The organism is Flavobacterium sp. ALJ2, from assembly GCF_015594725.1.
Classification (GTDB): domain Bacteria; phylum Bacteroidota; class Bacteroidia; order Flavobacteriales; family Flavobacteriaceae; genus Flavobacterium.
In genome coordinates this window covers 240,509-252,913 of sequence record NZ_JADNRC010000003.1, presented here as the reverse complement: position 1 = coordinate 252,913, position 12,405 = coordinate 240,509, and the positions used below count along the sequence as shown (strand labels likewise).

Below are 12,405 nucleotides of genomic sequence, written 5' to 3'. Positions count from 1 at the left end.
TGTCTAAAGCGTGTGTTTATATGATATGAAGTTTATTTGGTGACTCTTTATTGTTTTTTATAAATAGAATAAATAGTGTTTATTGTTTTTCTATCTAAGACTCCATCAACTTCAGTTTGAATATAGTGTAGTTTAAAAGCTGTAATTGCAGCTGTGAGATTTTTAGTATTGTATCCAATAATTCGCAAAGCAGGCTCAATTTTAAAATCAAATGGCGCTTCCTCAAGTATCTCATCTTGCCAAATTCCAAATCCTAGTCCTGCAAGTGTTTTCCATGGGAATAATTTGCTTGGGTCTTGCTTTCTTCCCGGAGCAATATCGGCATGACCTAGGATGTTTTGTGATGGTACATTGTATTCTTTCTTTAATCTCGTTAAAAGCGCGATTAAACTGTTCATTTGTGTTTCAGAGAAAGGTTCTATTCCGTTGTTATCAAGTTCGATACCTAATGAAGATGAATTAAGATCAGTGTTTTTTCCCCAAGTAGAATTACCAGCATGCCAAGCACGTAGATAATCATTTAGCATTTGAACAACTTTACCATCTCTAGATATAATGTAATGAGCACTTACTTGTGTTTTTGTTTTAGTAAATGTATTTACAGTTTGCTGTAAAGAGTCTTGTGCGGTGTGATGTATAATGATGAAGTTAGGCTTACGTAAATTAAAGTTTACGGTACCTATCCATTGTGTATTAATGCCGTTTTCTAAAGCTGTAGATCCAGTTTTCGAAAGTGAATCCTTGTAAATATGTAACTGATTAGCGTAAGAGGTGTCTATACTTATAGTAGTACTAGGTGGTGGTATAGGCTGTGCTTCTTTACTGGTTATTTTATCTTCAAGAGATTTAAGTTGCTGGTCGTATACTTTTTCGCTCGATTTATATGGGTTCGTTGAGCAAGAAGCAATTGTAATCACTATGGCCAAACAGTAAAAATACTTTTTCATATTTTAAAAAATGTTTTATGTTTCGTGAAAATATTTACTTTTTCTTTTTCTTCGATTTTTTAGAGCCACTTTGATTTTTTAGCTGCTCCATATAAAGAGTGTATTTTTCTTTTTGATCTTTGTTTAAAAAATCAGATACTCTTTTGTTTGTAACTTCTGAAAGTGCTTGAATTTGTTTTACTTTTTCATCTTGGCTACTACTTTCATTTTTCAAAAGTATTCCTTGTTCTTTAATACTTTCTATAAAAACATTTGATATTGCAATTTCTTGAAGTGCATCAAGATTAAGTTCAGGCTTCATGTTCTCCATTATTTTGGAAACAGTTTCTTCAACAGGAACTTCCTTTGGTTTAGATGTATTGGCAGATGGACCAATACCACCCATACCTTGGCTCATTCTGCCTCCTCCGTAGCCACCACCACCATATCCATTACCGTAGCCATTTCCATATCCATTTCCGTATTGTGCACAAACTGGGTTGGCAAAAAATAACATAAATGCAAATACTATTGCTGCTTGAATTGTTTTCATATCTTATATTTTAGAATAAAAAATCAAAAAATGTATTGTAAATTTAAACAGGTTCACCGTATAAATCAAATTCTGTAGCTTCTATTATTTTAATATTAACAAATTCTCCAGTTTTTACGTAATGTTTAGATGCGTCAATTAATACTTCGTTATCTACATCAGGGCTGTCAAATTCAGTTCTTCCCACAAAATGGGCGCCTTCTTTCCTGTCGATAATGCATTTAAAGGTTTGTCCTATTTTTTCTTGGTTTAAATCCCATGAAATTTGAGATTGTAATTCCATGATTTCGTTAGCACGATCTTGTTTTACTTGGTCAGGAACATCGTCTTCTAGTAAATAGGCATGTGTATTCTCTTCGTGTGAATAAGCAAAGCAGCCCATTCTATCAAACTTCATTTCTTGAACAAAATCTTTAAGGATATTGAAGTCCTCTTGTGTTTCTCCTGGGTAACCTACAATCAGCGTAGTTCTGATTGCCATTCCAGGAACAGCTTTGCGGAAATCTTTTAGTAATTGAGTTGTTTTTTCCTGAGTTGTACCACGACGCATTGATTTTAATATCGAATCCGAAATGTGTTGTAACGGAATATCAATATAATTACAAATCTTAGGTTCACGTTTCATAACTTCAAGAACGTCCATTGGGAAACCAGTAGGGAAGGCGTAATGTAAACGAATCCATTCAATACCTTCTACTTTTACTAAAGCCTCAAGTAATTCGGCTAAATTTCTTTTCTTGTATATGTCAAGACCGTAGTAAGTTAGGTCCTGAGCAATCAAGATTAATTCTTTCACACCATTTTTAGCTAAGCCTTCAGCTTCTTTTACTAATTTTTCAATGGTTTGCGAAACGTGTTTTCCACGCATAAGCGGAATTGCACAAAAACTACAAGGTCTATCACAACCTTCTGCAATTTTTAAATAAGCGTAATTTTTTGGAGTAGTTGTTAAACGCTCTCCTAATAATTCATGTTTATAATCGGCTCCTAATGCTTTTAATAATTGAGGTAACTCAGTAGTTCCGAAAAACTGATCTACATTTGGGATTTCTTTTTCTAAATCAGGTCTATATCGTTCAGACAGGCATCCTGTCACAAAAACTTTATCTACTAATCCTTTTTCTTTTTTGTCGGCATACTCTAAAATCATGTTTACTGACTCTGCTTTAGCATTGTCAATAAAACCACAGGTATTTATAACAATAATATTGCCTTCTTCGGCAGCAGGAGCTTCATGTGTTACTTCTTTTCCGTTAGCGCGAAGTTGACCCATAAGTACTTCACTATCATATACATTTTTCGAACACCCAAGAGTGATTACGTTGATTTTATTCTTTTTTAAAGACTTGGTTCTCATACTTTTATAAATTGGAGTGCAAAATTACATTTTTTATTCCTAGAAACACCATGATTCCTCCTTTTTTCTGAAGTTGGTGTTGTCTGTCTTGAGGGTATTTACTGGATGCGTATTGTATCTTTTTCTATCTGGCTACAGTCATAAAAAGGATGTGCTCCTTTTGATGGCTAACAACATAAGGTTAAAAAAAATCCGTCTTGCTAAAGAACCAGACGGATTTATATAGGTGTGTTAGTATTTAATTATAATTCAAATAACATAGTCAATGAAACATTGTTAAATTTTGTATTAATATTAGCCCCATCTGTAAATCCTTGATTAAAGAATGCTTGTTGAGAGTTTCTTTTGGCATAAGAGTAAGCTAGATCTACTTTGGTTGCGCCAAAATTATATCCTAAACCTCCTGAGTAACCATTTAAATCGCCAACGGTAGTGCTGTTTTTATAAGGGCTTTGTTCATATCTATAACCGGCTCTTAGGCTAAGTAGTTTGATCTTGTATTCGGCACCAACTCGTACTTCGCTACTGCTAGTTAGTTCATTACTCATTATGTTGTTTACACCTCTAAAGTGGCTATCATTAGTTGGTTTAAATTTCGTGTTGCCATAATCTTTTATAGCATAATCTACGCTTAATAATCCAGTTTTTCCAAAAATGTATGCAAAACTGGCAGTCCATTTTCCAGGAGTTTGCAGTTTGTATGATTTGTATTCATTAATAATTTGTGGATCAACTATAGTAGGACCTAATTCTCCAACGTTGTTGCTTCTCACGGTTACTAATTTTTGTGTAGTTTCATCATAAAGCTTGTACCAGGTATTTGATTCGTATGCAAGTCCCAGTCGTACCTGATTAGTTATTTTTGCAATAGCACCGACTTGAAAAGAAAAACCATTTCCGTAAGTGTATAATTGATTGTCAAAACGTAATCTGTTTATTTGGTCAACTGCACTTGTGTTGTTAGCATTGTCTTCGTAAAAACTAGTGTTTCTAGTGTAATCTGCAAAATGAGAATTCAAATTTATTCCTATAAATAATTTGTCTTTATAAGATGTAGCGGCATTAAAAGATAATTTTCCATTATAGCCATTAGTGTGAATCTCATTTTCCTGATAATAATTTCCTCCAGCAGGAACAAGTGAGTAGTATGAACTGTTTGGGTTGGTTTCATCTGTTGGTTCAACTATAAATCCTTGGTATCCTAACATTGCTTGTTGAGCTGAGTGACCGCTTAAACCAGGATATTGAAAGCTTGGTAAACTATTGCCTAGGTGGCGATATAAGCTGCTTATTGTTCTATTTGGGTCATTAACAAATTCTTGGGGTACTGGTGCGCCACCATTGCCGGTATTTGCATAGCTTAAAAAATATTGATCTATAGAGTTTGTTGGATTTACTCCCATAGAGAAAACATCATTATTATAATTGTTGGTGTTTTCGTAATTAACAGCTACAGATAATTTTTTCCAGTTGCTGCTTGGGTTAGGATCTTTAAAAACCATAACTCCACCAGCTTGATTCAATATGAATGAGTTGTCGCTATCTTTGGATTTTGTTCCAAAATAATTAGAATTATTCTTAGTGTTGTAATTGCTTAATGTTACGCCAAATTGATTGTTTGCGAATATTGCAGAACCAGCTGGGTTAATATTCAGTGAAGATAAATCACCACCCAGTGCTCCAAATGCACCTCCCATAGCGCGGAAACGAGCCGTTCCATTCAGGTTGTCTTGTGAATAGCGCATTGCATCAGTGATGTCTTGAGCTTGTATTGCACTAATAGATAGTCCGGTAAGGATTAGAAATATATACTTTTTCATAATTATAGTTCAGATAAGTTTTAATTTATTTAAAAGAAGATGGAATGTTTTATCTTCTTCCTCCGCCAGAAGATCTTCCTCCACCGCCACCGCCAGAAGTTCTTCCGCCACCACCGGCATCGTATGAACGACCTGATGAACTAGGTGTGTAAGATCTAGTAGGTGCGCTGTTTGAGCTGCTTGGGTTGTAAGATCTAGTAGGTGCAGTGTTGTTGTTGCTGTTGTCTCTACGTGTTGGGGTATAAGTGTTGTTTTGTGAACCCGATGATTGATTTCTTCGTGTTGGTGTGTAAGTGCTGTTTGAAGATTGATCTCTCCTAGTGTAATTAGAATTACCGTTGTTTCTACTAGTTGTATTATAAGAGTCGTTTCTTCTGTAATCTGTATAATTAGTGTTGCTACTTCCTCTTCTGTTAGTGAAGTTTGAGTTTTGAGAATTACTTCTTCTGTCTGTGTAGTTGCTGTTTGTGCTGCCTCTTCTGTTCACAGAGTAATCCGAATTTCTAGTAGAGTAGCTTCTATTAGAATAATAGTTGTTACGATTGATGCCATTGTCATACATAGCCCCTCTTCGGCCAGCATTGTATGAGTAGTTGTAGTTGTTACGGTATCCGTAATAAGGTCTGTAGCCGTAGTAAGGATAGTATGAAGGGTAGCCCCATCCTAATCCGCCGCCATAATAAGGGTAATTCCATCCGTAGCCATATCCGTAACCATATCCTCCGTAATAAGGATAGCCCAATCCTAGGCCAAAAGATAATCCCCAAGTATTAGGGTATATATTTACAGATACATCTTGAACATTACTTCCCCAGCCAGCATAGCTAATGCTTGAGTTTGCTATACTGTCATCAGATTCATTGTAAGAACCGTAATTATCAACATTTGTGAAGATTTCAGTAGGTTCGTCATTGTTTTGTAAAGAGCTGAAATATTCTTTATATTGATTGTTGGTGCCAGTTGTTGTGACTCTTTCAGTATAATTGTTAGATGATGCTCCGTATATTCCATCATTGTCGTAATAGGAGCTATTTTGATAAGAACCACACGAAGTCACTAGTAAACACAGTAAACCTGTAATTGAAAAAAGCGCTGTGTTTTTTTGGAAAAAAATATTAGTTTTCATATCTGTGGGTTTTTTATTGTTGGACAATACAAAAATAGTTAGTTTTGTGGAACTATTTAGTTAAATTAAGTTAAACAAAATTTGTGCCAAACTATTCAATATGAGTAAGAACCTTACTACAAGATCAGAAGATTATTCAAAATGGTATAACGAGCTGGTTGTAAAAGCGGATTTAGCCGAGAATTCAGGAGTTAGAGGATGTATGGTTATTAAGCCGTACGGATATGCTATTTGGGAAAAAATGCAAGCTGAATTAGATCGAAAATTTAAAGAAACAGGACATCAAAATGCCTATTTCCCTTTATTTGTTCCTAAAAGCATGTTTGAGGCTGAGGAAAAAAATGCCGAAGGATTTGCAAAAGAGTGTGCGATTGTAACGCATTATAGATTAAAGAATGATCCAGATAAACCTGGAAAGTTAATGGTAGATCCTAATGCTAAGTTAGAGGAAGAGCTAATTGTTCGTCCAACGAGTGAAGCTATTATATGGTCTACTTATAAAGGATGGGTGCAATCATACCGTGATTTACCTTTGTTAATTAATCAATGGGCAAATGTTGTTCGTTGGGAAATGAGAACTCGACTATTTTTGAGAACGGCTGAATTTTTATGGCAAGAAGGGCATACTGCTCATGCTACAAGAAGTGAAGCGATTGAGGAGTCTGAGAAAATGATGAATGTGTACGCAGAGTTTGCCGAGGGTTTTATGGCAATTCCGGTTGTGAAAGGGCTTAAGACAGAATCAGAGCGATTTGCAGGTGCTGAAGAGACATATTGTATCGAAGCATTGATGCAGGATGGAAAAGCATTGCAAGCAGGAACATCACATTTTTTAGGTCAGAACTTTGCGAAAGCATTTGATGTGAAGTTTGCTAATGCAGAAGGAAAACAAGAATATGTTTGGGGAACTTCTTGGGGAGTATCTACTCGATTAATGGGTGCTTTAGTAATGACACACTCTGATGATAAGGGATTGGTTCTGCCTCCAAATTTGGCTCCTATACAAGTGGTGATTGTTCCTATTCATAAAACAGATGAGCAGTTGACTGAAATTTCGGTAGTGGTTAATGAATTGGTTTCTCAATTGAGAAAGCTGAATATAGCTGTAAAATATGATGACAGAACGACACAGAAACCAGGATTTAAGTTTAATGAGTATGAATTAAAAGGAGTGCCGATTAGAATTGCAGTAGGCCCTAAGGATTTAGAAAACGGAACTTTTGAAATTGCAAGAAGAGATACATTAACAAAAGAGGTAGTTTCAAAAGAAGGAATTGTTACTTATGTAAATGATTTATTGGCTCAAATTCAAGTTGATTTGTATAATAAAGCATTAGATTATCGTAATTCGCATATTACTGAAGTAAATAATTTTGAAGAATTTAAAGAGGTTTTAGAGAATAAAGGTGGTTTTGTATCAGCACATTGGGATGGAACTGCGGCTACAGAAGAGAAGATTAAGGACTTGACGAAAGCAACTATTAGATGTATTCCTTTGGATGGAGTAGAAGAGGTGGGAAGCTGTGTCTTTACTGGTAATTCTTCTACTAGAAGAGTGCTTTTTGCGAAGGCATATTAATTTTTTTGCTTTTTTTTGCTTTAGCTATTGTGCAACTAAAAAATAGGTGTATCTTTGCATCCGCATTAGGGAAGCAGGCCCGTTCGTCTATCGGTTAGGACGCATGGTTTTCATCCATGTAAGAGCGGTTCGATTCCGCTACGGGCTACTACTTTTTTTGCGTGTTAAAAGTTATTTGAAGATTGAATAATAAAATGGCCCGTTCGTCTATCGGTTAGGACGCATGGTTTTCATCCATGTAAGAGCGGTTCGATTCCGCTACGGGCTACAAATTCAATTTTTATTAAATTGAAAAAACTTAGAAGATTCTGGTCCGTTCGTCTAGGGGTTAGGACTTCAGGATTTCGTCCTGGTAACAGGGGTTCGATTCCCTTACGGACTACTAAAATTAGTTGTGAATAAGTTTTGTAAAATAGAAACTGGTGTCTCGGTTTTTGTTTTATTAGTTAAAGCTAAAGTGATTGTTTTACAATTGTGGGAGGCTTTTCTTTTTTAACTAGTATTTATAATTATTACATCTAAAATTAAAAAAAAATGGCAAATCATAAGTCAGCATTAAAAAGAATCAGAAGTAACGAAAAAAGAAGAGTTCTTAACAGATATCAGCACAAAACTACTCGTAATGCTATTAAAGCATTAAGAATAGCTATTGATAAACAAGATGCTACTTCAAAATTATCAACTGTAATTTCTATGATTGATAAATTAGCGAAAAACAATATCATTCATGATAACAAAGCGTCTAATTTAAAATCTAAATTAACGAAACATGTAGCTAAATTGTAATCATACAATTTGCTTAAAATATATTAAAAAGTTCTCTTTTAGAGGGCTTTTTTTTTATGCTTAAAAAAAACTCCTTAGGTAATTACTTTTAATTATTCAAGGAGTTTTTTATGTTAAATACTCATTTTGTTTTTTATGTATTCAAGCATTTGTAGAGTGATTGGTTTTGAGAGGAAGTCAAGTATCATTGGGTAGTTTTTTGCCTTTTCTAAGTCTTCTGGGTCAATTGTAGAGGATAATATGATTATGTTAGTAGTGTTGAAATCGGAGTAGTTAGATGTAGAGAAGTGATCTAAGAATTCCCAGCCACCCATTACGGGCATGTTTAAGTCTAAGAAGATAAGTCGTGGTTTTTTATTGTTAAGATCTGTGGGTTTAGTGTTATATTTAAGGGAGTTGAAGTATAGTAAAGCTTCTTCTCCGTTTTGTGCAGTTATTATTTCTTTAGAAAACTCAGCTTTTGTGATTACTTTTTTACATAACATTAGTGCTATGGGGTCGTCGTCTATGCATAAAATTTGATCAAACATTTTATTTGTTTTTAAATATTAGAGTAAATGATGTTCCTTTGTTAACCTCGCTGTCTATACTGATTGTTCCTCCCATTGTTTCTACTTGAGATTTTACTAGATATAATCCAAGACCTTTGCTGTCAGGGTAATTGTGGAATCTTTGGTAAAGTCCGAAGACTTTATCTCTGTTCCTTTCAAGGTCAATTCCGATTCCGTTGTCTTTAAAGGTTAGTATTGTGGTATCTTCACTTTGATTGGCTGAAATGGTGATTTTTAATTTACGGTCTTTAGATCTGTATTTAATAGAATTGGTTAATAGATTTAATAATATGCTTTCTAGGTAGGCTTTGTTGATGTTTAATATTGTTACTTTTTCTAAATTTATTTTTATTATTGGTTTATGTAATTCAATTTGAAAGCTTAACTGATTGAATATATTCTCGAAAACTTCGTTTAGTAAAACTTCTTCTTTTTGTATTGATGGGTTGTCTTTAATTATGATAACTTTTATTAAATCATTAATAGTTTCGTTTAGTAGGTGAGTTGACTTATTGAATCCGTTTAATATTTCTTTTAGTTCTTCATTTTCTATCGGAATGTCTTCTATGAGATTTAATAATCCTGTTAGGTTTGATAAAGGTGATCTAAGGTTGTGAGAGGTTATGTAGGAGAATTGTTTTAAGTCTTTGTTGTTTTGAGTTAATTCTCTAATAAGATGCTCTTTTTCTTTTTCTAGTTTTTTCTCTTCGGTTATGTCTCTTTGTATCGATATCCAGTGAGAAACCTCGTTTTCGGAATTAAAAATAGGAATCATTGAATAGCGAACCCAATATTCCTCTTTATTTTTGGTGTAGCTAATGGTTTCTATTGAACACTCTTCTTTGTTTTTTATAGCTTTTATTAGTTTTCGAAGTTCGCTAGAGTCGGATTTTGGTCCTTTAAAGATGTTAGGTGATTTGCCTACTATCTCTTCAGATTGATATCCAGACATTTTTGAAAATGATGGATTCACGTATACGATTTTAGGAATTTTACCATCATGTGAGTCGGCTTCAGTAATTAGGATGGAGTCTCGTGATTGAGTAATTACGGTTTCAAGTAGTTTTAATCGTTGCTCTTCTTCTTTTTGTTTGGTAATATCTTGTATGGCACCAATCATTCTTATAGCTCTTCCGTTTTCATCTTTTAAGAGAAAGCTACGGTGAAGAATGTATTTATAAGTAGTGTCAGCACATCTAAAGCGATATTGATCTTGCCATTTTTCTGTTTTTTGTTCTATAAATGAATATAGTTTTACTGACATTCTGATGCTATCTTCAGGATGGATTTTTTCAAACCACCATCTCGAGCTGTCGCCAACGTCTTCTTGTTTGTATCCGAAAACATTTTCGATTCCTTTGTTCCAAGTAATGTTGTCTTCTTGAATTTTCCAGTCCCAAATTGTGTCACTGGTTGCTTTTGCAACTATGTTGTATTTCTCGTTCGATTCTTTAATTTCATCGTTCGATTTTTTTAGTTTTTCGAATACAGTGATGTTTCTGGCGTCGTTTTTTGATAGTATGTATCTGTAGAGTAGCCCTGTTAAAATAATGAAAATAAGGTCTTTTATAAAACTGAAATAGTAGTATTGAGTATTTGAGATGTTGTTAAGCAGGTATTTGTGGCAAATGATTGCCAGAAATAGAGAAATGACAAAGTAAATTAATGTAATTTGATTGGTTTTGTTTTTCATTACTCAAATATAATTAATAATTACCAAATTATTAAACATCAATTATAAGATATTTGAAAGCTTTGAAATAAAGCTAGTTTTCGTACGTAATCAGTTAAGAATATGTAAACTATTCCCTAAATAGTTTTTATATTAAAAAAAAGTGTACCTTTGCACCCATTAAAAATCTCAGATGGAATCTATTAGAAATATTGCAATTATTGCCCACGTCGATCACGGTAAAACCACTTTGGTTGATAAAATTATGTATCACTGTCAGTTATTTCGTGACAACGAAAACACAGGTGATTTAATTCTTGATAATAATGATTTAGAGCGTGAGAGGGGTATTACTATTACTTCTAAGAACGTTTCGGTTCAATATAAAGGAACTAAAATCAATATTATTGATACTCCTGGTCACGCCGATTTTGGTGGTGAAGTAGAACGTGTACTAAACATGGCCGATGGTGTATGTTTGCTAGTAGATGCTTTTGAAGGACCAATGCCACAAACTCGTTTTGTATTGCAAAAGGCAATTGACTTAGGTCTTAAGCCATGCGTAGTTATAAATAAAGTTGATAAAGAAAATTGTACTCCAGAAGAAGTACATGAAAAAGTTTTTGACTTAATGTTTGAATTAGGTGCTTCAGAAGAGCAATTGGATTTTCCAACTGTTTATGGATCAGCTAAAAACAACTGGATGTCTGATGATTTCAGAAATCAAACAGAAAACATAGAGCCTTTACTAGATATGGTAATTGCTAATGTTCCTGCTCCAAAAGTTTCTGAAGGAACTCCACAAATGTTGATTACATCTTTAGATTTCTCAGCATTTACAGGTCGTATCGCTATTGGTCGTCTTGAAAGAGGAATTTTAAAAGAAGGTATGGCAATTTCTTTGGTAAAAAGAGATGGTAAAGTTATAAAAACAAGAATTAAAGAATTACATACTTTTGAAGGACTTGGTCGTAAAAAAGTAGAAGAAGTTATTGCAGGTGATATCTGTGCGATTATTGGAGTAGAAGGATTTGAAATTGGAGATACTATCGCTGATTTTGAAAATCCAGAAGCTTTAAAAACAATTGATATCGATGAGCCTACTATGAGTATGTTGTTTACAATTAATGACTCTCCTTTCTTTGGTAAAGAGGGTAAATTTGTAACTTCTCGTCATATTAGAGAAAGATTGACAAAAGAATTAGAGAAAAACTTAGCAATGAAGTTAGGTGAAACTGATTCTGCTGATAAATTCATGGTTTTTGGTCGTGGAGTACTTCACTTATCTGTTCTTATTGAAACAATGAGAAGAGAAGGATATGAGTTACAAATCGGACAACCACAAGTTATTATCAAAGAAATTGATGGTAAAAAATGTGAGCCAATTGAAGAATTAACAATCGATTTACCAGAAAATCTTTCAGGTAGAGCAGTTGAGTTCGTAACAGTTCGTAAAGGTGAAATGTTGAGTATGGAGACTAAGGGTGAGCGTATGATTATAAAATTCAATATTCCATCACGTGGAATTATTGGTTTAAGAAATCAATTGCTTACTGCTACTGCTGGTGAAGCTATTATGGCTCACCGTTTTATAGGATATGAGCCTTACAAAGGAGAAATTTCTGGACGTAACAAAGGTTCATTGATATCTATGGAAAAAGGAAAAGCTATTCCTTACTCTATCGATAAATTACAAGATCGTGGTAAGTTTTTTGTTGAACCAAATGCTGAAATTTACGAAGGTCAGGTAATTGGAGAAAACTCTCGTGCTGACGATATGTGTGTAAACGTAACTAAAGAGAAAAAACAATCTAACGTTCGTTCATCTGGAAATGATGAAAAAGCAAGAATCATCCCTCCAATTATTTTCTCATTAGAGGAAGCGTTAGAGTACATTCAAAAAGATGAATATGTAGAGGTAACTCCAAAATCTATTCGTTTGAGAAAAATCTATTTGACAGAGACTGATAGAAAAAGATTTAAAATCTAATCAGAATATATAGTACTAAAAAAGCCATTCACATTGTGAGTGGCT

General features: G+C 34.0%; 10 protein-coding genes and 3 tRNA genes. 6 read left to right on the top strand and 7 right to left on the bottom strand.

All coding sequences use genetic code 11. The features are described from left to right. Positions 1–47 precede the first annotated feature (47 nt). The 5 genes from IUY40_RS05330 to IUY40_RS05310 form a co-directional block, all read right to left on the bottom strand. Positions 48–947 (bottom strand): N-acetylmuramoyl-L-alanine amidase, encoded by a 900-nt coding sequence (locus IUY40_RS05330; protein WP_195735827.1) that lies wholly within the window; start codon positions 945–947, stop codon positions 48–50. Positions 948–981: 34 nt separating this feature from the next. Continuing rightward, positions 982–1,479: a hypothetical protein gene (locus IUY40_RS05325; protein WP_195735826.1), complete on the bottom strand. Its 498-nt coding sequence runs from the start codon at positions 1,477–1,479 to the stop codon at positions 982–984. Positions 1,480–1,522: 43 nt separating this feature from the next. Beyond that, the gene (gene rimO / locus IUY40_RS05320) at positions 1,523–2,836 is read right to left on the bottom strand and encodes a 30S ribosomal protein S12 methylthiotransferase RimO (protein ID WP_195735825.1); all 1,314 of its coding nucleotides are present in this window, start codon (positions 2,834–2,836) and stop codon (positions 1,523–1,525) included. Positions 2,837–3,078: 242 nt separating this feature from the next. Beyond that, entirely contained in the window at positions 3,079–4,656 is a 1,578-nt protein-coding gene (locus IUY40_RS05315) for an outer membrane protein transport protein (RefSeq protein WP_195735824.1), read from the bottom strand. A 49-nt stretch (positions 4,657–4,705) separates the two neighbouring features. Then, complete coding sequence (locus tag IUY40_RS05310; RefSeq protein ID WP_195735823.1) at positions 4,706–5,782, bottom strand: hypothetical protein; 1,077 nt, start codon at positions 5,780–5,782, stop codon at positions 4,706–4,708. A 100-nt stretch (positions 5,783–5,882) separates the two neighbouring features. Between IUY40_RS05310 and proS the strand changes: the two genes are divergently transcribed. The 5 genes from proS (at position 5,883) to rpsT (ending at position 8,147) form a co-directional block, all read left to right on the top strand. Further along, on the top strand, positions 5,883–7,361 hold the full coding sequence (gene proS / locus IUY40_RS05305) for a proline--tRNA ligase (protein ID WP_195735822.1): 1,479 nt from the start codon (positions 5,883–5,885) through the stop codon (positions 7,359–7,361). A gap of 76 nt (positions 7,362–7,437) precedes the next feature. Beyond that, positions 7,438–7,509: transfer RNA gene (locus tag IUY40_RS05300), tRNA-Glu, on the top strand. Positions 7,510–7,557: 48 nt separating this feature from the next. Further along, positions 7,558–7,629: transfer RNA gene (locus IUY40_RS05295), tRNA-Glu, on the top strand. A gap of 42 nt (positions 7,630–7,671) precedes the next feature. Next, positions 7,672–7,743 (top strand) — tRNA-Glu (locus tag IUY40_RS05290). Positions 7,744–7,895: 152 nt separating this feature from the next. Then, positions 7,896–8,147 (top strand): 30S ribosomal protein S20, encoded by a 252-nt coding sequence (gene rpsT, locus IUY40_RS05285; RefSeq protein WP_195735821.1) that lies wholly within the window; start codon positions 7,896–7,898, stop codon positions 8,145–8,147. Positions 8,148–8,260: 113 nt separating this feature from the next. On the opposite strand, the gene IUY40_RS05280 is transcribed toward rpsT, so the two are convergent. Both IUY40_RS05280 and IUY40_RS05275 read right to left on the bottom strand, forming a co-directional pair. After that, complete coding sequence (locus tag IUY40_RS05280; protein ID WP_195735820.1) at positions 8,261–8,677, bottom strand: response regulator; 417 nt, start codon at positions 8,675–8,677, stop codon at positions 8,261–8,263. A gap of 1 nt (position 8,678) precedes the next feature. Continuing rightward, a complete protein-coding gene (locus IUY40_RS05275) occupies positions 8,679–10,391 on the bottom strand; it encodes a PAS domain-containing sensor histidine kinase (protein WP_195735819.1) in 1,713 nt (570 codons plus the stop codon). Between the two features lie 172 nt (positions 10,392–10,563). Between IUY40_RS05275 and typA the strand changes: the two genes are divergently transcribed. Further along, entirely contained in the window at positions 10,564–12,360 is a 1,797-nt protein-coding gene (gene typA / locus IUY40_RS05270; protein WP_195735818.1) for a translational GTPase TypA, read from the top strand. Positions 12,361–12,405 lie beyond the last annotated feature (45 nt).